General features: G+C 69.9%; 14 protein-coding genes. 6 read left to right on the top strand and 8 right to left on the bottom strand.

From position 1 onward, the window contains the following. Nucleotides 1-103 precede the first annotated feature (103 nt). The 3 genes from J8403_RS12300 to J8403_RS12290 all read right to left on the bottom strand — a co-directional run bounded on the left by J8403_RS12300 (nucleotide 104) and on the right by J8403_RS12290 (nucleotide 2,822). Nucleotides 104-673 carry a Uma2 family endonuclease gene (locus J8403_RS12300; RefSeq protein ID WP_211123230.1) on the bottom strand — a complete coding sequence of 190 codons (570 nt, stop codon included), beginning with the start codon at nucleotides 671-673 and terminating at the stop codon, nucleotides 104-106. A gap of 90 nt (nucleotides 674-763) precedes the next feature. Beyond that, a complete protein-coding gene (locus J8403_RS12295; RefSeq protein WP_211123229.1) occupies nucleotides 764-1,663 on the bottom strand; it encodes a LysR family transcriptional regulator in 900 nt (299 codons plus the stop codon). 283 nt (nucleotides 1,664-1,946) lie between these two features. Continuing rightward, on the bottom strand, nucleotides 1,947-2,822 hold the full coding sequence (locus J8403_RS12290) for an aminoglycoside phosphotransferase family protein (protein WP_211128213.1): 876 nt from the start codon (nucleotides 2,820-2,822) through the stop codon (nucleotides 1,947-1,949). 290 nt (nucleotides 2,823-3,112) lie between these two features. On the opposite strand from J8403_RS12290, the gene acnA reads away from it, so the two are divergent. Next, nucleotides 3,113-5,830, top strand: coding sequence for an aconitate hydratase AcnA (acnA, locus tag J8403_RS12285; RefSeq protein ID WP_281427917.1), 2,718 nt, complete (start codon nucleotides 3,113-3,115; stop codon nucleotides 5,828-5,830). 116 nt (nucleotides 5,831-5,946) lie between these two features. Here acnA and J8403_RS12280 read toward each other — a convergent pair whose 3' ends face one another. Beyond that, on the bottom strand, nucleotides 5,947-6,828 hold the full coding sequence (locus J8403_RS12280; protein ID WP_211123227.1) for a GNAT family N-acetyltransferase: 882 nt from the start codon (nucleotides 6,826-6,828) through the stop codon (nucleotides 5,947-5,949). Between the two features lie 231 nt (nucleotides 6,829-7,059). On the opposite strand from J8403_RS12280, the gene J8403_RS12275 reads away from it, so the two are divergent. The 3 genes from J8403_RS12275 to J8403_RS12265 all read left to right on the top strand — a co-directional run bounded on the left by J8403_RS12275 (nucleotide 7,060) and on the right by J8403_RS12265 (nucleotide 11,544). Continuing rightward, nucleotides 7,060-10,338 carry a GH92 family glycosyl hydrolase gene (locus J8403_RS12275; protein ID WP_211123226.1) on the top strand — a complete coding sequence of 1,093 codons (3,279 nt, stop codon included), beginning with the start codon at nucleotides 7,060-7,062 and terminating at the stop codon, nucleotides 10,336-10,338. 91 nt (nucleotides 10,339-10,429) lie between these two features. After that, nucleotides 10,430-11,299 carry a hypothetical protein gene (locus J8403_RS12270; RefSeq protein ID WP_211123225.1) on the top strand — a complete coding sequence of 290 codons (870 nt, stop codon included), beginning with the start codon at nucleotides 10,430-10,432 and terminating at the stop codon, nucleotides 11,297-11,299. Then, nucleotides 11,299-11,544 carry a hypothetical protein gene (locus J8403_RS12265; protein ID WP_211123224.1) on the top strand — a complete coding sequence of 82 codons (246 nt, stop codon included), beginning with the start codon at nucleotides 11,299-11,301 and terminating at the stop codon, nucleotides 11,542-11,544. The genes J8403_RS12270 and J8403_RS12265 overlap by 1 nt, the downstream gene beginning before the upstream one ends. A gap of 94 nt (nucleotides 11,545-11,638) precedes the next feature. Here the strand turns inward: J8403_RS12265 and J8403_RS12260 are convergent, their stop codons facing one another. Continuing rightward, entirely contained in the window at nucleotides 11,639-12,484 is an 846-nt protein-coding gene (locus J8403_RS12260; protein WP_211123223.1) for an NAD(P)H-binding protein, read from the bottom strand. Nucleotides 12,485-12,580: 96 nt separating this feature from the next. Here J8403_RS12260 and J8403_RS12255 point away from each other — a divergent pair, with 96 nt between their 5' ends. Beyond that, nucleotides 12,581-12,958 (top strand): winged helix-turn-helix transcriptional regulator, encoded by a 378-nt coding sequence (locus tag J8403_RS12255; protein ID WP_211123222.1) that lies wholly within the window; start codon nucleotides 12,581-12,583, stop codon nucleotides 12,956-12,958. On the opposite strand, the gene J8403_RS12250 is transcribed toward J8403_RS12255, so the two are convergent. From J8403_RS12250 to J8403_RS12240, 3 genes are all read right to left on the bottom strand, one after another. Further along, nucleotides 12,919-13,512, bottom strand: a complete 594-nt coding sequence (locus J8403_RS12250; protein ID WP_211123221.1) for an isochorismatase family protein — start codon at nucleotides 13,510-13,512, stop codon at nucleotides 12,919-12,921. The two genes, J8403_RS12255 and J8403_RS12250, sit on opposite strands and share 40 nt — an antisense overlap. A gap of 118 nt (nucleotides 13,513-13,630) precedes the next feature. Continuing rightward, on the bottom strand, nucleotides 13,631-17,491 hold the full coding sequence (locus tag J8403_RS12245; protein WP_211123220.1) for a GH92 family glycosyl hydrolase: 3,861 nt from the start codon (nucleotides 17,489-17,491) through the stop codon (nucleotides 13,631-13,633). A gap of 322 nt (nucleotides 17,492-17,813) precedes the next feature. Beyond that, nucleotides 17,814-18,335 carry a PT domain-containing protein gene (locus J8403_RS12240; RefSeq protein ID WP_246585817.1) on the bottom strand — a complete coding sequence of 174 codons (522 nt, stop codon included), beginning with the start codon at nucleotides 18,333-18,335 and terminating at the stop codon, nucleotides 17,814-17,816. A 341-nt stretch (nucleotides 18,336-18,676) separates the two neighbouring features. On the opposite strand from J8403_RS12240, the gene ngcE reads away from it, so the two are divergent. After that, complete coding sequence (ngcE, locus tag J8403_RS12235; protein WP_211123218.1) at nucleotides 18,677-20,113, top strand: N-acetylglucosamine/diacetylchitobiose ABC transporter substrate-binding protein; 1,437 nt, start codon at nucleotides 18,677-18,679, stop codon at nucleotides 20,111-20,113. Nucleotides 20,114-20,121: the final 8 nt, after the last annotated feature.

Below are 20,121 nucleotides of genomic sequence, written 5' to 3'. Positions count from 1 at the left end.
CGCGACCGGAGGGGCGAAGGAGTGACGGCCGTTCGGGTGGGTTCCGCTCGGTGCTTGAGTGCCGTTCCGGTCAGCCGCCCGCCTCGCGGGCGACTGAGGGTCATCACAATGCGGAGGTGTCCAGCTCCAGGTCGAACGGCTCCGGGAGCGCGAGGGGAGTGCCGAAGGGGTGGGGGCCGTCCACCTTGGTGTAGCCGAGGCTGCCGGGCGCCGCATAGAGCGTGCAGGTGCGCTGCTGCCGGTCGACCAGGAGATACAGCGGAGCGCCGTACTCCGCATAGCGGCGCCGCTTGACGATCCGGTCGGTGTCTCCGTTCGAGTCGGACGTTACCTCGACGACCAGCAGGGTTTGATCAGGGAGCAGGGCTCCTCCGCCTTTGGCGAGCTCCCGCGGTACAACCGCCAGGTCGGGTACGTACCAATTGCTGGAGCCCGGCAAATCCAGATTTCCCGACCCCGCTCTGCAGTCGAGCTTGCGCATGACCGGTCCGATCTGTTCGCGGATCTCGTCGGCTGCGTTCTCGTGGTCCCATGTCGGTGACAACTGCTCGATGACCCCCTCCACGATCTGCACCCGGTCATCCCCCCGGATGTGCTGGATCGCGTACTTCAATGCGGTTTCGGGGTCGTCGGCCATATACGAAGCCGTTTCCGAATGGGGTTGCGCGCTCATCGGTCCTCCACCAGGCGGCGTAGCTGCAGCATGACGACTGAGCAAGGTCTATCGCAATCCTCCACGGGCCTGGGCAAATGTGCCCACCAATCACCCGTACCGGTGACGATCCCCCGTCACCACCGCCGCCAGCGTCCGCGCCGGGCCGTCGACCGCGGGGCCGTGGAGGAGTTCGGTGCGGTGGACGAGGCGCGGGGCGATCAGGGGGGCGGTGACGATGCCGGGGGCGCCCTTGGTGGCCGGGTGGGGGAGGAGGGCCAGGCCGTGGCCCGCGGCGGTGAGGGCGACGAGGCCGCGTACATCGGTGCCCTCGTACGTCAGCGAGGCGCGGAAGCCGCCGCTCCGGCTCATCGCGCGCAGCTGCGCCAGCGGCATCGCCGCGTCCGGGGCGTCCAGCCACTGGGCCTCGGCGAGGTCGGCCAGCCGCAGGCCGAGCCGGCGGGCCAGCGGATGGCCGGTGGGCAGGGCCACCACCAGCGGGGCCTCCGCGACCGTGACGGAGGTGAGCGGACCCACCTCGGGCAGCGGCAGGGCGTCGGCGGGGGTGGTGGGGCCGTCGACCAGCCCCAGGTCCAGCGCCCCGGACGCCACCGCCGCCGGGATCTCCCGGCGGCCGAGGATCCGCAGCGAGGCCCGGATGGCCGGATGCGCCTGGCGCACCCGGTCCAGCGCCGCGGCGATTCGCGGGGTCATCGCCAGCGGCGAGGCCCCCACCACCAGCCGGGCGGCCCCGGCCCCCGACAGCCGCTCGACATCGGCCCGCGCCGCGTCCAGCCGCAGCAGCAGCGGACCGGCGTGTTCCAGCAGCCGTGCGCCCGCGCTGGTGAGCATGACCGGCCGCCGGGTCAGCAGTGACGTGCGCAGATCCGCTTCGAGGGACGCGATGTGCTCGGAGACCGCCGCCGGGGTGAAGCCCAGCTCATGGGCGGCGTCGGAGAAGGATCCGCAGCGGGCCACGGAGACGAACGTGCGGAGCAGGTGCGGGTCCATGGCAGCAGTATCGCGGGGGCCGGGGCGGCTCAGTTCCGAACTCGGAGGTGACCGGGGCCGGTTCGGGCCCGGCCGTCGTCCGTTCCGGGGCCGTCGGTCACGTCCGCGCACATGCTCATGGCCTCAGGTCTAACGCGGAACGCCGCCTTCCGGGGCCCGTACGGCCAGCGCTCACCCTTACCGGTGAACGCCGGTGAGCACCCATGAACCGCCCCGGGGGCGCGCTCGCACCCGGGCCGGTGTCCTGTCTCACCGAAGGCTGAGCGATCTCATCCAGGTGTGCTCACCGGGCCAAGGCGAGCAGTTCATCGATCACCGGCTCCTCACCGCCGTTGCCGAGGTGGGCGATGGCCGCGAACGGGGCGATCACCTGGCTCCAGGCGTGGAGCCGGTCGCCGTCGAGCCCGCAGGCCGCCGCCACGCGCGCGCAGCGGGTCTCGACGCCCTCCAGACCGGCGCCGGCCACGACGTAGTCCACGGCGTCGAAGCAGGGATCACCCACACATGCCTTCGGATCGATGGCCATCAGACCGCGCTCCGCGCCACCGTCGAGCACATTGCCCAGGTGCAGGTCGCCGTGGAGCAACACGGTTGTCGCTTCCGTGTCCAGCAGCCGCTCACATCGCCGGATGGCCCTGTCCCACGCGATGGCATCCATACGCGCACTGATCGCAGGCTCGGACAGCCGCCTGCCGACCCGGGCGAAGGCCTCCTCGCACCGGCCGCGCAGCACACGCGGCGGCCGCGGAGGCGGAGCGACCCCGTGCAACGCGGCGAGCAGCTCCGACCACTGCCCGGGAAGCGAAGCGGCGGGCAAGTCCTCCGCCGGCGTTCCGGGCACGACCTCTTCCAGCACCATCGCGCCCGCGTCCTCGTCGACGGCCAGCACGGCGGGCACCCGGCCCGAGGCGGCGAACCACCCCAGCATTCCGGCCTGCTCGACCAGAAGGGCACGATCCGGGCTGAGCTTCAGCACGGCGGGCGGGCCGCCCGGCCATTGGCACCGCAACGTGACCGACGAGGCACCATCCGGGAGGGATTCACCGGGGGAAAGGCCCCAACGGGACGCCAACCGTGCGATCAGGTTCGGTGTGTCGGCGCACCATTCGGCGACCTGTGGACCGAATCGACGAACCAGCCGCGTCGTGACGCTGTCCACATCCACCGATAGTCGTTTCACGCGGGCCAGTCTGCCGCTCCCGGCCGCCGCGCCGAGCGCGCCGTCGCCATACCCGCGTCCCCGGGGGCGCGCTCGCGCCAGGGCAGGGCATGACCGCGCGAGGGCGATGTATTAGAGTTATCTCGACATCGAGATATCTGCTGGAAGGCGCATCGCCGCCCCGTGTCGGTAAGGCTTGCCTAACTTAGCCATACCTTAGCGGATCGGCGCGGGCATGTGACGGCAGCATTGCGGTGGTACGCGCGAAATCATGCATGAAGGAGACTGTCGTGTCGGCGAACAGCTTCGACGCCCGCAGCACCCTGCAGGTGGGCGACGAATCGTACGAGATCTTCAGGCTGGACAAGGTCGAGGGGTCGGCCCGGCTTCCATACAGCCTGAAGGTGCTGCTGGAGAACCTGCTCCGCACCGAGGACGGCGCGAACATCACCGCCGACCACATCCGCGCCCTGGGCAGCTGGGACCCGCAGGCCCAGCCAAGCCAGGAGATCCAGTTCACGCCGGCCCGCGTGATCATGCAGGACTTCACCGGTGTGCCGTGTGTGGTGGACCTCGCCACCATGCGTGAGGCCGTCAAGGAGCTCGGCGGCGACCCGGCGAAGATCAACCCGCTGGCCCCGGCCGAGCTGGTCATCGACCACTCGGTGATCGCCGACGTCTTCGGCGCGCCCGACGCGTTCACGAAGAACGTGGAGCTGGAGTACGGCCGCAACAAGGAGCGCTACCAGTTCCTGCGCTGGGGCCAGACCGCCTTCGACGAGTTCAAGGTCGTCCCGCCCGGCACCGGCATCGTCCACCAGGTCAACATCGAGCACCTGGCCCGCACCGTCATGGTCCGCGGCGGCCAGGCGTACCCGGACACCCTGGTCGGCACCGACTCCCACACCACCATGGTCAACGGCCTCGGCGTGCTCGGCTGGGGCGTCGGCGGCATCGAGGCCGAGGCCGCGATGCTGGGCCAGCCGGTCTCCATGCTGATCCCGCGCGTCGTCGGCTTCAAGCTCACCGGCTCGCTGCCGACCGGCACCACCGCCACCGACCTCGTGCTCACCATCACCGAGATGCTGCGCAAGCACGGTGTGGTCGGCAAGTTCGTCGAGTTCTACGGCGAGGGCGTCTCCTCCATCCCGCTGGCCAACCGCGCGACCATCGGCAACATGTCGCCGGAGTTCGGCTCCACCGCCGCGATCTTCCCCATCGACGGCGAGACCATCAACTACCTCAAGCTCACCGGCCGCAGCGAGCAGCAGCTCGCGCTCGTCGAGGCGTACGCCAAGGAGCAGGGCCTGTGGCTGGACCCGGCCGCCGAGCCGGAGTTCTCCGAGAAGCTGGAGCTGGACCTGGCGACGGTCGTCCCGTCGATCGCCGGCCCCAAGCGCCCGCAGGACCGCATCATCCTGTCCGAGGCCGCCGAGAAGTTCGCCCAGGACGTCCGCGTCTACGCCCCGGTGGCCGACCTGGACGAGGCGGGTGTCGAGTCCTTCCCGGCCTCCGACGCCCCGGCCGTCTCCAACGGCGTGCCCACCAAGCCGACCCCGGTGATCGCCCCCGACGGCTCGCAGTACGAGATCGACCACGGCGCCGTCACCGTCGCCGCGATCACCTCCTGCACCAACACCTCGAACCCGTACGTCATGGTCGCGGCCGCCCTCGTGGCCAAGAAGGCCGTCGAGAAGGGCCTCACCCGCAAGCCGTGGGTCAAGACCACCCTGGCCCCCGGGTCCAAGGTCGTCATGGACTACTACGACCGCGCCGGGCTCACCCCGTACCTCGACAAGCTGGGCTTCAACCTCGTCGGCTACGGCTGCACCACCTGCATCGGCAACTCCGGCCCGCTGCCGGAGGAGGTCTCCAAGGCGGTCAACGACGCCGACCTGGCGGTCACCTCGGTGCTCTCCGGCAACCGTAACTTCGAGGGCCGGATCAACCCCGACGTCAAGATGAACTACCTGGCGTCCCCGCCGCTGGTCGTCGCCTACGCCATCGCCGGCTCCATGAAGGTGGACATCACCAAGGACGCCCTCGGCATCGACCAGGACGGCAACCCGGTCCACCTGAAGGACATCTGGCCCTCCGAGAAGGAGGTCGAGGAGGTCGTGGCCTCCTCGATCGGCCAGGAGATGTTCAACACCAGCTACGCCGACGTCTTCGCCGGTGACGCCCAGTGGCAGGCGCTTCCGGTGCCCACCGGCAACACCTTCGAGTGGGACCCGCAGTCCACCTACGTCCGCAAGCCTCCGTACTTCGAGGGCCTGACGATGGACCCGGCCCCGGTCGAGGACATCGCCGCCGCCCGGGTGCTGGCCAAGCTGGGCGACTCGGTCACCACCGACCACATCTCCCCGGCCGGTGCGATCAAGGCCGACACCCCGGCCGGCAAGTACCTCACCGAGCACGGTGTCGAGCGTCGTGACTTCAACTCCTACGGCTCCCGCCGCGGCAACCACGAGGTCATGATCCGCGGCACCTTCGCCAACATCCGGCTGCGCAACCAGATCGCGCCGGGCACCGAGGGCGGCTTCACCCGCGACTTCACCCAGGATGGCGGGCCCGTCTCCTTCATCTACGACGCGTCGCAGAACTACCAGGCCGCCGGGACCCCACTGGTCATCCTGGCGGGCAAGGAGTACGGCTCCGGCTCGTCCCGCGACTGGGCCGCGAAGGGCACCGCGCTGCTCGGCGTCAAGGCCGTCATCGCCGAGTCGTACGAGCGCATCCACCGCTCGAACCTCATCGGCATGGGCGTCCTGCCGCTCCAGTTCCCCGAGGGCGCCACGGCCGAGACGCTGGGCCTGACCGGCGAGGAGACCTTCGACATCACCGGCGTCACCGCGCTCAACGAGGGCGGCATCCCCGAGACGGTCAAGGTCAAGGCCGGCGAGGTGCAGTTCGACGCCAAGGTGCGCATCGACACCCCCGGCGAGGCGGACTACTACCGCAACGGCGGCATCATGCAGTACGTGCTGCGTTCGCTGATCCGCAAGTAAGCACGGCGTACGGCGGCTTACGGCAGCGCCTTACGGGCCTTACGGCAGCGGCGACGGGCCGCACCCCCGATGTGGGGTGCGGCCCGTCCGTCCGCATGCGCGGTCGGCGGCGGTGGTCAGAGGAACGTCCCGGAGGGGATGTACGGCGTCGGCGGCGGCATCCCCCGCAGACACACATAGCCGCTGGTGGACAGCTCGAGCCCGGCCTCGAGCCCCACGTCCACCGCCCACTGCTGCTCGGCCGTCAGCCCCGTGACCCGGGCGTCGGTGCCCTCCGGAAGGCACAGCAGCGCCGCCGTCAGCAGCCGTTTCGCCAGCCGCCGCGAGGTCGCGGCCAGCAGCTCGACCTTGCCGTCCTCGGCGACGTAGCAGTAGCCGCTGCCCGCCAGGTCGTCCACGACCAGCAGCCGCCGCTGGCGCACGAGCAGTTCATGGTCGGCGCCGTGCGCGCCGCCCCGGGTGCGGCGGTCCACCGAGTCCAGCAGGTCCCGGTGGCGGGCCACGCCCTCGTGGACGGCGCCGTCGGGCGGGGACAGCCGCTCCTTGGTCTCCGGTCCGACGGTGCCGCGCAGCCGCATAGCCGGATGCAGCGCGAATCCCGCCCGCCGGTAGGTGCTCGCCGCGCGCGGATCCTCCGAGCCGCAGATGATGCCGCGCAGACAGCCCCGTCCGTACAGCAGCGCCGCGGCCAGCAACTCCCGGCCCACGCCCTGCCGTTGGGCACGCGGCAGCACCGCGAGCAGCGCGAGCCCCCAGGTGCCCTCGCGCCGTGCGGACAGCGCCACGCCGAGCGGCATCCCGGCGTCGTCCAGGGCGATCCAGCAGCCGCCCGGGTCGGTACGGGCGAGATGCCGGTGCCGGTCGTGGATCTCGGTGACGTACCCCGGCGGCAGTCCGTCCTTGCCCGCGAGGGCGGCGGCGTCCCCGAAGGCGGCGGCCACCACCTCCCAGGCGGCCTCGGCGTCCTCGTCGGTGTCGCGTAGCTGGCGGAGGATCATGAGCCCATGATGGCGCGTCCGGTGAGGGGATTGTCGGTACGCGGAAGCGGCTTGTTCGACCGGCGAACGCGACAACGTTGTCAGCATGACTTTAACGATCAGTACGCCGCCTACCCGGTGTCCCTGTCAAGACCGTTCGCGCACTCTTACGGCCGACGGCCCCCGTGCGGTACGGTCCCCACGGCTTGTTCGACCCGGCGAGCGCGGCCCTTCCGACAAGGTGGGACCGCCATGCCCTCAAGACCCCTGGCCGCCCTGGCGGCCGCGGCCCTGACCGCGGGGCTCCTCGCCACCGCGGCCACCGCGCCCGCCTCGGCCGCCCCGCCGCCGACGCTGGTCAAGGACCCCGCGGCGTACGTCGATCCGCTGATCGGCAGCTCGGCCGGCGGCAACACCTTCCCCGGCGCCGTCGCCCCCTTCGGCATGCTGTCGTGGAGCCCGGAGAACACCCGCGGCGACGCCACCCGCACCGCCGCGCCCGGCGGCTACCACTACGACGCCACCCGCGTCCGCGGCTTCAGCCTCACCCATATGTCCGGCACCGGCTGTGCGGGCGGCGCGGGGGACATCCCCTTCTTCCCCCATGTGGGCCAGGTCACCTCCTCACCCGCCGCCGACACCAAGGACCAGGTCTACGCCTCGGACTTCAGCCACTCCGACGAGACCGCCGAACCCGGCCGCTACAAGGTCTCCCTCGCCTCCGGCGCCGGCGCGGAGCTGACCGCCACCGCCCGTACCGGCTCGGCCCGCTTCAGCTACCCCGCCGGCAAGACCGCCTCCCTGCTGATCCGCGCCTCCTCCTCCGAGGTCGGCAGCAGCGCCGCCGATCTCACCATCGACCCGGCGCACCGCACCGTCTCCGGCTCGGTGACCGGCGGCAACTTCTGCGGCTATCTCGACCCCGAGGGGCGCCGCAGCTACTACACGCTGCACTTCACCGCGGTCTTCGACACCGCGTTCACCGCCCAGGGCACCTGGCAGGACGGCACGCTGCGGCCCGGCACCACCAGCGCCGAGGGCGGCTCCGGCTATGGCACCGACGGCCGCCCGGTGGCCGGGAAGGGCTCCGGCGGCTATCTCCAATTCGCCCCGGGCACCCGGCAGGTGGGCGTCAAGGTCGGCATCAGCTACGTCGACGACAAGGGCGCCCGGGCCAACCTCGCCGCCGAGAACCCACCGCGGCGCGGCTTCGACCAGGTGCGCACCGCCGCGTACGACGCCTGGCGGCGGCAGCTGGCCGCCATCCGGGTCGGCGGCGGCACGGACGCGGACCGCACCGCCTTCTACACCGCGCTCTACCACTCCCTGCTGCACCCCAACGTCATCAGCGACACCGACGGCCGCTACCGGGGCAGCGACGGTGAGGTGCACCGGGTGAGCCGGGGCCACCGCGCCCAGTACGGCACCTTCTCCGGCTGGGACATCTACCGCTCCCAGCTCCAGCTGCTCACCCTGCTGGAGCCGGACAAGGGCTCCGACATCGCCCAGTCCCTGCTGAACCTCGCCGAGCAGAACGGCGGCGTCTGGGACCGCTGGCTGCAGGGCGCCTCGGGGACCCATGTGATGAACGGCGATCCGGCGGCCGCCGCCCTCGCCGGGATCCGGGCCTTCGGCGGCGGCGACTTCGACCTCGACGCCGCCCTCGACTCGCTTCTCAAGGCGGCCACCGCGCCGACGGAGAAGGACCTCAGCCCGGCGGGCAAGCCCATCATGTCGGTCGGCCAGCGGCCCTCCCTCGACAAGTACCTGAAGCTGCACTACATGCCGTCCGTCTCCAACGCGTGGGGCGGCGCGGCCGAGACCCTGGAGATGTCCGGCGCGGACTTCGCCCTCTCCCAGCTGGCGCGGGCCGCGGGCCGCAAGGACACCGCCGACACCTTCGCGCACCGCGCCCAGTGGTGGCAGAACAACTTCAACGCCGCCGCGGATCCGGCCACCGGCGGCTACATCGCCAACCGCAAGGCCGACGGCAGCTGGGTCACCGGCTTCACCCCGGCCACCGGCAACGGCTTCGTCGAGGGCACCAGCGCCCAGTACACCTGGATGGTCCCGCACAACCCCGCCGGTCTCTTCGCCGCGATGGGCGGTAAGGATGCCGCGATCAAGCGCCTGGACGCCTTCTTCCACGACGCCGACGGGGGCTGGGCGCTCACCGGTAAGGGGGGCGAGAAGTCCGAGCTGGACAACGAGCCGTCGATCAACGTCCCCTACCTCTACGCGTACGCCGGGCAGCCGTACAAGACCCAGGAGACCGTGCGCGCCGCGATGCGTCAGCTGTGGACCACCAAGCCCGATGGCATCCCCGGCAACGACGACCTCGGCGAGATGTCCTCGTGGTACGTCTTCTCCGCCCTCGGCATGTACCCGCAGGTGCCCTCGCGCGCCGAACTCGTCCTGGCCTCGCCCCTCTTCCCGCGGATCGAGATCGACCGCGGCGCCCGGGACATCTCCATCCGCGCCCCGCAGGCCGCGCCCGACGCGCCGTACGTCCACTCGCTGAAGGTCAACGGGCGGGCGAGCGACCGCCCCTGGCTGCCGGAGTCCTTCGCCCGGCACGGCGGCACGCTGGACTACACCCTGTCCGACGCCCCCGACCGCGCCTGGGGCGCTTCCCCGGCCGACGCCCCGCCCTCCTTCCGCGACGGCGAGCAGCCGTACCAGATCGGGGTCGGGCCGACCACGGGCACGCTCGCCCCGGGCGAGAGCCTGACCGTGAAGGTGGCCGCCGTCCCGGTCGGCGAGGGCGACCGCCCCGAGGTGCGCTTCACCACCGACGCCCCCGACGGACTCACCGCCTCACCCGCCTCCGGGACGGTGGGCCCGGACGGCACGGCGGAGATCTCCCTGCGCGCGGGGAAGGACACGGCCGAGGGCTTCTATGACGCGAAGGTGACGGTGACCAGCGAGGACACCAAGGTCGTCCAGCCGATCACACTGACCGTCGCCGCCCCCGGCACCCTGCTCGCCGCGTACAACAACACCGGCGCGACCGATGACGACGGCGAGCACGACGAGGGCGACTACGACGGCGGCGGCTGGAGCTACTCCCGCCAGGCCCTCGCCGCCGCCGGCCTCGAACCGGGCGCCAAGGGGACCACCCAGGGCCTGGACTACACCTGGCCCGCCTCCCCGCCCGGCCGCCCCGACAACGCCTCCGCCACCGGCCAGACCATCGCCCTGCCCCCGTCCACCGCCCTCTCCTTCATCGGCAGCGCCGTCAACGGCAACCAGCAGGCCACCGCCAAGGTCACCTACACGGATGGCAGCTCGGACGAGGCGGACCTGTCCTTCACCGACTGGACGGTGGGAGGCGGCGGCGGAACGGTCCAGTACGGAAACCTGACCCTCGCCAAGACCGGCTACCGCAACATCAGCGGCGGCGACAAGGACGTGGTGGACGCGTACATCTTCGCCACAAAGGCGTTCCGGGCGCCCGAGGGCAAGACGGTCAAGAGCGTCACCCTGCCCGACAACGCGGATCTCCACGTCTTCGCGGTCGCCCGCGGCTGAGTGAGTCAACGCGAAGAGTCGCGACCTACGATCGAGTGAGGCGAGGGCAAGTGCCACCGGCACTTGCCCTCGCCTCATTAGTTTTCGACGCATGGTCAGTTCTTCACATGAGGCCCTCCATCGGATTTTCCAGGAGGACACCGGGGCCATCGTACGAGCGCTCAGACAACTGCTCGGCGTCCCCTTCCCCGAGACGGGCAAGGCGTTCGTCGTCAGTCCCGACCTCACCGAGATCGCACCGGTCGAACGACGCGTGGACACGCTGCTCCAGGTCGAGACGGAGGCCGACGGCACGTATCTGTTCGCCATCGAGTCCCAGAGCAGAAGAGATCCGCAGAAGCCCGCGGCCTGGGCCTACTACCTCTCGTACATGCACGCGAAATTCGGCCACCAGCCAGTGCTGATCGTGCTCTGCCCGGACGAGACGACGGCCCGATGGGCCGCCCGCCCGATCACGCTCGGCATCCCTGCTCATCCATCCCTGACGGTTCGCCCGCTGGTTCTGGGACCCGGTAACACTCCCGTCGTCACCGACGCGAAGGACGTGCTCCGAGACCTCCCGATCGCCATCTTCTCGGCGATTACGCATAGTAAGAGCGAAAACGCCGATGCCATACTGAAGACACTGGCGACCGCGCTCAACACCCTCGACCCCGATCAGGCAACGATCTACGCCGAGCTCGTCGAAGCGGGACTCGGCAACACCCCGGCACGAAAGATCTGGAGCGACCTGATGTCCGCGTTGCTGAACTTCTTCCGTTCCGAGCACGCCCAGCGGGCTTTTGCGGAGGTTCGGGCTGAAAGGGATGCCCAGAACATCCTGCGGATCCTCAAGGCTCGCGGGCTCGAGGTCACTGCCGAGACGCGTGAGCGCATTGAGTCGTGCCAGGACATGGAGGTTCTCGGCACCTGGCTGGACCGAGCCGCGACCGCCTCCCGCATCGAAGATCTGTTCACCTGATGTCCGCGTTGCTGAACTTCTTCCGTTCCGAGCACGCCCAGCGGGCTTTTGCGGAGGTTCGGGCCGAAGCCCGGGCCGAGGTCCGCGCTGAGAGCGTCTTGCGGGTCCTCAATACTCGGGGGCTCGAGGTCACTGCCGAGGTCCGCGAGCGCGTCCGCGCGTGCAAGGATCTGGACCTCCTCGACACCTGGCTGGACCGGGCCGTGACCGCCTCCCGAGTCGAGGAGCTGTTCATCGACGGTTAGCGCTGCGGGGGCCGGGAGGGGGGAGAGGTCGATGAACCACTCCCGGCCCCCGCAGTAGCGGTGGTGGCCATCCGCCCATCCGGGCGTTCGCGGATCAGCGGAAGGCCGCGATGTTGCGCATTGCCCAATCGGCGAAGGCGCGCGGCGGACGGCCCAGGACCCGCTCGATATCGGGGCTCACCCGCTGTTCGTCGGCCGTCGGCTCGCCCAGGATGTCGAGCGTGCCGTCCGCGACGGGCTCCGGCATGAACCGCAGCATCTTCGCACGCGCCTGTGCCCGGCTCAGCTCGGTGAACCGTACGGGTTCGCCCAGCGCATCCCCGATCGTCTGCGCCTGCTCGCGTGGGGAGACCGGCGCCGGGCCGGTGAGTTCGTACGTACGCCCGGCGTGGCCCTGCCCCCGTAGCGTCGTCGCCGCGACCTCGGCGATGTCCGCCGGGTCCACGACCGGGAGCCCCACATCGCCGAACGGCGCCGCGACCGTTCGCCGGGTACGGACCGACTCGGCCCAGGCGAACGCGTTGGAAGCGAAGCCTCCCGGTCGCAGGACTGTCCAGTCCAGCCCCGACGCCCGCACGGCCTCTTCGAGGGCCCGCATGGGGGCGTGGGACACCGCGTCCGGACGCGTCCCGGCGGCCTGGGACGAGAGCAGGACCACGCGCCGTACGCCGGCCGACCGCGCGACGTCCAGAAGTTCGCCGGTCCGTGCGGTTCCGGCCAGCAACTCGCCCGCGAAGAGCAGGAACAGCGCGTCGGCCCCGTCCAGCGCGGGTCGCAGGCTCCCTGGGTCGGCCAGATCGGCCTCATGGTGACGTACTCCTTGCGGCAACTCCCGGTCGGCGGGCCGGCGCGACACGGCCGTCACCTGCTCGCCGATCGCCGCGAGCACCTCCACCAGTGGCCGACCGACATTCCCGGTCGCTCCGGTTACCACGATCATGTGCGACTCCCCGTTCCGTAGTGACAGACCTTGTCCTCGCCGCGGCACGGTGAAGCTAGCATCGTGGGGATACTAGGTACCTAGAGGAAAGTGACTATGTCGAAGGAACCGGAACAGGCGTGTCCGATCGCCCCCGTGGTCGACATCGTCTTCAGCCGCTGGACCACGCCCATCCTCTGGACGCTGCATGAACACGGCCGTCAGCGCTTCGTGGAGCTGCAGCGCCGCATCGGCACGATCACGCCCAAGGTGCTGACCCAGCGGCTGCGGCAACTGGAGCGCGACGGGCTGGTGCTGCGCACGTATCACCCGGAGGTCCCGCCCCGGGTGGAGTACGAGATCAGTGGGCTGGGCCGCAGCCTGGCACCGCTGTTCGCGTCGCTCGCGACCTGGTCGGCCGAGAACCTGGCCAAGGTCGAGCGGGCTCGGCTGGATTACGACGGTGAGGAGACGGCCCCTGCCGCTCCTCGGTGAGGACAGCGCTGGGCGGTGACGAAATCCACTTCGGCCGCGGGCACTACGCGGATGCGGCGCCCCGGAAAGTCGATGTGCCGGAAGATCGCGTTGTGATGGGCGATCGACCGCTCCGGTGAGGCGAAATCGCCGGTGTCGGGTCGCTCGGACGTGGTGTGCCCGTCGGCGACCAGCACGACGTCGTACTGGTGGCTCAGCGCCTGCCGGGTCGTGGTGTCCACGCAGATCTCGGTCGCGAACCCGGTGACGATCACCTCGGTGACGCCCAGCGCTTTGAGGGTCTTGTCGAGATCCGTGTGCAGGAAGCTGTCCGCACTGGTCTTGTGGACGACCGTCTCGTCAGCGGAGGGCGTGAGCTCGGGCACGATCCGCCAGCCGTCCGTATCAGCCTCCAACTCACCGCCCCGGTGCTGAATCGTCACGACCGGTACACCCGCGGCTTTGGCGCGTTCGCGCAGCCCCGCGATCACGGCGACGGTCTCGGCGGCCCGGTACGAGATCGCCGCCAGGGCGTTCTGCATATCGATGACGAGGAGCGCGGAGGCATGTGACATGGACTTACCGTAACGGGCTGCCCAGGCTCGGCCGCTCGTGAGCCGCGTGGGCGCTCCGCGGGGCCGGGCGGGCCGGACGGGCCGGGTCCGTGGGTACGGACCCGGCCCGCCCAGCGGCTCAGCCGAGCAGTTCGACCTCCGCCAGTGTCGACTTGCCGTCCGGCACCAGGCGGTAGTGCTCGTACGTACCGGGCGTGCGCACCGAGAAGACGCGGGTCTGCTTGTCCCAGGTGAAGGACTCGCCCGACCTGCGGTCCAGGTCCCGCCACTGCTTGCCGTCCGCGGAGCCCTGGAGCACCCATCCCGTCGGGGCCTTGCCGCGGTCCGACGAGGTCAGGGTGTACTGCACCGCGCGGCCCGCCGCCGTGACCGGGAGGTCCACCGACTCGAAGGTGGCCTCGGTGGTCGAGGTGTTGTCCAGGAGGGCCGTGCCACCGCTCGGCACCGTCAGGTCGTGGCGCGGGGTGGGCACCTTGTCGTCCTTGGTGATGGAGGACGGCGCGGCGTTCTTGCCGGTGCCCCAGGCCGACGGCTTGGCGCCCATCGCGAACTCCAGCGTGCCGCCCTTGGCGATCACCGAGTGCGGCAGCGCGGTGGAGTTCCACGCCTTGCCGTTGACCTTCAGGCCCTGGACGTACACATTCCGCGCGCTGTTGCGCGGGGCCTTGATCACCAGATCGCGGCCGTTCTCCAGATGCACCGTGGCCTTGGTGAACTGCGGCGATCCGACCGCGTACTCCGAGCCGCCCATCACCAGCGGATAGAAGCCCAGTGAGCTGAAGAGGTACCAGGCGGACTGCTCGCCGTTGTCCTCGTCGCCGTGGTAGCCCTGGCCGATCTCGCTGCCGGTGTAGAGGCGGGAGAGCACCTCGCGCACCTTCTCCTGGGTCTTCCACGGCCGGCCCGCCGCGTCGTACATGTACGTCACATGGTGGGCGACCTGGTTGCTGTGGCCGTAGTTGCCCATGCGGACGTCGCGCGCCTCGGTCATCTCATGGATGACGCCGCCGTAGGAACCGGCGAACTCGGGGGAGGCGGTCTCCGGGGTGGAGAAATAGGTGTCCAGCTTCTTGGCCAGGCCCGCCCGGCCGCCGTAGAGGTTGGCCAGGCCCCGGCTGTCCTGGGGCGCGGTGAAGGCGTAGCCCCAGCCGTTGGTCTCGGTGTAGTCGTAGCCCCAGATCCGGGGGTCGTACTTGTCAGAGGGGACGCGCCACTTCCCCGCCGCGTCCTTGCCCTGGAAGAAGCCGGCCTTGTCGTCGAAGAGCGAGACATAGCCCTGGGCGCGGTGCAGGAAGTACTCGGACTCCTCCTTGTAGCGGGCCTTCTTCGTCTTCGCGTAGAGCGCCTTGCCCATATTGGCGAGGCCGAAGTCGTTGAGATAGCCCTCCAGCGCCCAGGACAGCCCCTCATGGGTCTCGGTGCTCGTGTAGCCGAGGAAGGGCGAGCTGGCCATGCCCTTACGGCCGACGCCGGATGAGGGCGGCACGGCGGTGGCGTTCTTCAGCGCCGCCTCGTACGCCGCCTCGGCGTCGAACCGTACGCCCTTGAGGTACGCGTCGGCGAAGGCCACGTCCGAGCTGGTGCCGGTCATCAGATCGGCGTAGCCCGGCGAGGACCAGCGGGAGATCCAGCCGCCGTCCTTGTACTGCTGTACGAAGCCGTCGACCATCGTGCCCGCCCGCTTGGGGGTGAGCAGTGAGTAGGCCGGCCAGGTGGTGCGGTAGGTGTCCCAGAAGCCGTTGTTGACGTACACCTTGCCGTCGACGATCTTCGCGCCGGTGTGGGTCGGGGTGTTCTCCCCGGTGCCCGGCGAGAAGGCGCTCGCGTACTGGTGACGGGGCTTGGCCGCCGTCCCCGTGTTCTCGAAAGCGGAATTGGGATAGAGGTACAGCCGGTAGAGGCTGGAGTAGAGCGTGGTGAGCTGGCCGCGGTCCGCGCCCTCGACCTCGATCCGGCCCAGGATGTTGTCCCACTCCGTCTGTGCGGCCCGCTTGACCTGCTCGAACGACCTCCACGCGGGCAGCTCCCGGTCGAGGTTGGCCTTCGCCTGGTCGACGCCTATCAGCGAGGTGGCGAGCCGGAGCGTGACCGTGCGGTCCTTCCCCGGCTTGAAGCGGAAGTAGCCGGTGACATCCTTGCCGCCGTCTCCGTCCAGCTTGCCGCTCGCGCTCACCGGGGTGTCGAAGACGCCGTAGACGAACATCCGGGTGGCGCCGGTGGACAGTCCGCTCTTGACGTCGGAGTAGCCGGTGACGACGCCGTGCTCGGCGTCGAGGGTCAGCCCGCCGTCGCCCGTGACGTTGTCGAAGAGGACGCTCGCGTCCTCACCCGGATAGGTGAAGCGCATCGCCGCGGCGTGATCGGTCGGCGCCATCTCCGCCGTGAGACCGTTCTCGAAGGTCACCCCGTAGTAATACGGCCGGGCGGTCTCCTTCTCATGGCGGAAGGGGAGCGCGCGGGAGGTGCGCCCGGCGTCGGGGGTGCCGGCCGCGCCGGACGGCATCACCTGGAAGGTCTGCCGGTCGCCCATCCAGGGGCTGGGCTCATGGCTCGCGCTGAACGCCTGGATGGTGGGGAGGTTGTCGGCGTTGTTGGCACGGGCGTACTGGTAGAGCCAGTCGGTGGAGCCCGCGTTGGTCACCGGCGTCCAGAAGTTGAAGCCGTTGGGGACGGCGGTGGCCGGGAAGTTGTTGCCGCGCGAGAAGCTGCCGCTGGAGTTGGTGCCGCGGGTGGTCAGCGCGTAGTCCGACAGGTGCTTCAGCGGCTTCTCGGGCGCCTTGGGGGCGATCGAGACGTCGTCCAGCCAGCCGCGGAACTTCGCGGGGCCCTTGGGGGAGTCGTACGCCACGAGTATCCGGTCGACCGTCTTGCCCGCGGCGACCGCGCCGATCCGCGACTCCTTGTTGTTCCACTGGTTGACGTAGAGCGTCTTGGAGTCGGCCTGGCCCTGCGGGCTCATCCGGGCGCCGTGCTGGTCGACCGCGCCGGGCAGATCACTCAGATAGGTGCCGTCGGTGAAGGCGAGATCGACCGAGACATGGGTGGCCGGGTAGTTGAGATCGGTCTCGGGCATCGACGGGAAGATCCGGTAGGACAGCTGGGTGTCCCGGGTGACGGCCGTGTCGACGTCGAAGACCTTGTTGTACGAGTACGCCCGGCCGTCCGGCTTGTGGGTGCCCGCGTAGCGCAGGGCATGGGTGCCGGTGAAGCCCGCGTTGGCCTTGGCGGTGGGGGAGCCGGTCGGGCCGCGGTCGATCTGGGTGCGCATGTCGGTGGGCGCGGGCGGCGTGGTGTCGCCGGTCGCGAACTGCACCTCGGCGAGCTGGATGAGGTTGTCCCCGGCGTTGCGGGTGATCTCCAGCCGGAAGTGCTGGTACGCCGTGGCGCCGTCGAAGGAGAACTCCCGCGTCTGCTGGCGCGAGGGGAACGTCTCGTCCTTACGGGTGTCCAGCGTCGTCCAGTCGGACCCGTTGGCCGAGCCCTTGAGGGTCCAGTCCTTCGGGTCCCGGCCGGGGGCGTCATTGGCGGAGGTGAGGGCGTAGCGGACGGCCTTCACCGGCTCGCTCAGATCGAACTCGAGCCAGGCGGTGGTGGTGTCGAAGGCCAGCCACTTGCTGGTGAGCTCGCCGTCGACGAGGTTCTCCTTGACCTCCCCGCCTTCGGTGTTCTCCCCGCTCGCCCGGACCTCGGTGACCTTGTCGGTCACATTGCCGGGGATCCCGGAGGAGTAGCCTCCGTCCACGCCGGACGCCTTCTTCTTGCCATCGGGTCCGGTCTCGACCGTGTTGAGCCAGTCGGGCTGGGGGTCGCCCGACTCGAAGGACGAGGCGAAGGTGCGGTCGGCGTGGTGCGCGGAGGCCGGGCCGGCGGGGGCGGCGACCGCACCGCCCTGGGCCGTCACCGCCAGCAGGACGGCCGCCACCAGGGGGGCCGTCCGTCCGATCCCACGCCATCGTCTCTGTGGTCGTCTCTGTCGCATACGCAGCCTCTCAACGAGTCTGACAACGTTGTCCTCAGGGTCGGGCAGAGATAAGTAGGGAGGCAGGGGGAGGGTGGTGTCAAGGATGCGGACAACCGCCAATTGGGCTGCGCCCGGCGGGTGGTACGACACGGGCCGTACCGCCATCGGTGGTACGGCCCGCGTCCATGGGGGCGTTTCGGCGCGCCCGCTGGGGGTGTGTCTGGTACGGCGTCAGCCGCGGCTGTGGGACTCGGCCGGCGCTGTGGGAGTCAGCCGCCGCTGCCGGACTCGGCCCGCGTGGGCGGCCCCAGTCGCCGCCGTCGGCTCAGTCGCCGTCGGCTCAGTCGGAGCTGTCGGACTTGGTGGCGAGCGAGAGCCGGCACTTCTTGGCGGTGTGGGAGCTGTCCGCCTTGAGCCCGGTGACCTTGATGGTCTTGTCGGCGCCGCCCGCCACGGCAGCGTCGGACTCCACCCCGGTGGTCACGGCCTTGCCGGAGCTGTCGACGAAGCCGACCAGCAGCGAGTAGTAGGCGGTGCTGGAGCCGGAGTTGCTGATCTTCACATTGGCGTAGGGCTTGCCGTCCGAACCCCATCCGCACGTCCCCATCTTGGCGTCCGGGGTGATCAGGCCGGAGCCGCCGGTGGGGGAGTCCGACGGCTCGTCATACGGGTCGTCGGTGGGCTCCTCGGTCGGCGCCTGGGTGGGCTCCACCGGCAGTTGGGCCATGCCCTTGCCTATCGCCGCGCCGCCCTTGCTGTCCCCGGCCGCCGAGCCCCCTTTGTCGGAGCCGCACCCCGCGGTGATCGCGAGTGTCGCGGTCACGACAATGCTGGTGGCGAGGGTGAGCTGCTTCCGGGACACGGGAACCGCCTTTCGGGGAGCGCGCACGGCGGCGTGCCGCACGGACTGTCTCCGCCTACGGTATGTCGGGCAGGTCTCAACTCGGGAAAGACTGATACCCGATGACCTCTCGATCTTGCCCATATGAGGCCCAGTGGACTATACCTGTCGCCCCAGGGGGAAGGCCGCACCGCGGCCCATATCGGAGGGCCTCGGCGGGTCCTCCGCACTCCCCGGCGTACACCCAGCAATACTCCGCTTGACGCTTCAACTGACCCGCGGTGTCGGGCCCCTCGCCGGAGGCGAGTACGTACGGGAAACCGTTACACCGCCTGAGTCCTGACGAAGGCGAGGACTTGAGCATGGGATCCACCTCAGATGTCGGCCGTCGCGATCTGATCAAGCGCTCGGCGGCGCTCGGATTGATCTCCGTGCCCGCGATGAGCGCGCTGTCCGCCTGTGCCAGTGGCGGTGACGACGACGCCAAGAAGGTCGACAAGGGCAAGAAGAGCGCCAAGAACCCGCTCGCGGTCAATGAGAGCGCCGCGCTCGACGTCGTCATCTTCGACGGCGGCTTCGGGCAGCAGTACGCCAAGGACGCCGAGGCGGAGTACGCCGCGGCCTTCCCGAAGACCAAGGGCAAGGTCAAGCACGCGGCCACCCAGAAGATCCAGACCGTGCTCCAGCCGCGCTTCAACGGCGGCACCCCGCCGGACCTCGTCGACAACTCCGGCGCCGAGCAGATGGACATGGGCACCCTGGTCGGCAAGAACCAGCTGACCGACCTCACCCCGCTGCTGGACGCGCCCTCCCTCGACGACCCCAACAAGACGGTGCGCGAGACCCTGCGCCCGGGTGTCGTGGAGATGGGCCAGTTCGACGGCAAGCCGGTGTGGATCCTCTACTACGCCTACACCGTCTACGGCGTCTGGTACTCCAAGAGCAATCTCGCCAAGCTCGACATGGAGTACCCCGAGACCTGGGACGACATGCTCAAGGTCTGCGAGGCGGCGAAGAAGAAGGGGATCGCGGGCTGGACCTACCCCGGCAAGTACCCCTACTACCTGCCGTTCAGCCTCTACCCCTTCATCGCCAAGATCGGCGGCCGGGACGTCCTGGACTCGATCGACAACCTGGAGCCGAACGCCTGGAAGCACCCGGCCGTCAAGGCCGCCTTCGAGGCGTACTACGAGCTCTACAAGAAGGGCTACATCCTCAAGGGCACCCCCGGTCTGACCCACATCGAGTCCCAGACCGCGTGGAACCAGGGCAAGGCGCTGTTCATCCCCAACGGCTCCTGGGTGGAGAACGAGGCGAAGAAGACCACGCCCAAGGACTTCCAGATGGCGGTGGCCGCGCCCTCCAGCCTCGACAAGAGCGACAAGCTGCCGTTCGGCACCCTCTGGGCCTCCGGCGGTGAGCCCTTCATCGTCCCGAAGGCGGCCAAGAACCCCCAGGGCGGCATGGAGCTGCTGCGGATCATGCTCGGTGAGAAGTCCACCAAGAACTTCATCAAGCAGGTCTCCTCGCTCTCCTCGCTCAACGGCGGCACCGAGGGCCTCAGCCTGCCGCCGGGCCTGGCCTCGGCGCAGGAGGCGCTGACCAAGGCGGGCAAGAACGTGGTCAACCCGCGGCTCCAGGACTGGTACGTGACGCTGCAGAAGCAGCAGATCGGCGTCGGCGCGCTCGGCGAGATGATGGCGGGCCGGATGACCCCCGCCGAGACGATCAAGAAGTGCCAGAAGTTCGCCGATGACACGGCCAAGGACGACGCCGTCAAGAAGTACAAGCACGTCTGATGCGGCGC

Origin of the sequence: Streptomyces yatensis (genome assembly GCF_018069625.1) — a bacterium.
Lineage (GTDB): Bacteria > Actinomycetota > Actinomycetes > Streptomycetales > Streptomycetaceae > Streptomyces > Streptomyces yatensis.
Note: the sequence above shows the minus strand (reverse complement) of the source record. Positions and strands in the feature narration are given on the sequence as shown.

What these genes read in the sequence shown, in the direction of transcription:
- J8403_RS12280 (WP_211123227.1), bottom strand. Translation starts at nt 6,828, where the DNA reads ATGATCCTCCGCCAGCTACGCGACACCGACGAGGACGCCGAGGCCGCC.
- J8403_RS12275 (WP_211123226.1), top strand. Translation starts at nt 7,060, where the DNA reads ATGCCCTCAAGACCCCTGGCCGCCCTGGCGGCCGCGGCCCTGACCGCG.
- J8403_RS12265 (WP_211123224.1), top strand. Translation starts at nt 11,299, where the DNA reads ATGTCCGCGTTGCTGAACTTCTTCCGTTCCGAGCACGCCCAGCGGGCT.
- J8403_RS12255 (WP_211123222.1), top strand. Translation starts at nt 12,581, where the DNA reads ATGTCGAAGGAACCGGAACAGGCGTGTCCGATCGCCCCCGTGGTCGAC.
- J8403_RS12245 (WP_211123220.1), bottom strand. Translation starts at nt 17,491, where the DNA reads ATGCGACAGAGACGACCACAGAGACGATGGCGTGGGATCGGACGGACG.
- ngcE (WP_211123218.1), top strand. Translation starts at nt 18,677, where the DNA reads ATGGGATCCACCTCAGATGTCGGCCGTCGCGATCTGATCAAGCGCTCG.
- J8403_RS12270 (WP_211123225.1), top strand. Translation starts at nt 10,430, where the DNA reads ATGGTCAGTTCTTCACATGAGGCCCTCCATCGGATTTTCCAGGAGGAC.
- J8403_RS12300 (WP_211123230.1), bottom strand. Translation starts at nt 673, where the DNA reads ATGAGCGCGCAACCCCATTCGGAAACGGCTTCGTATATGGCCGACGAC.
- J8403_RS12250 (WP_211123221.1), bottom strand. Translation starts at nt 13,512, where the DNA reads ATGTCACATGCCTCCGCGCTCCTCGTCATCGATATGCAGAACGCCCTG.
- J8403_RS12260 (WP_211123223.1), bottom strand. Translation starts at nt 12,484, where the DNA reads ATGATCGTGGTAACCGGAGCGACCGGGAATGTCGGTCGGCCACTGGTG.
- J8403_RS12295 (WP_211123229.1), bottom strand. Translation starts at nt 1,663, where the DNA reads ATGGACCCGCACCTGCTCCGCACGTTCGTCTCCGTGGCCCGCTGCGGA.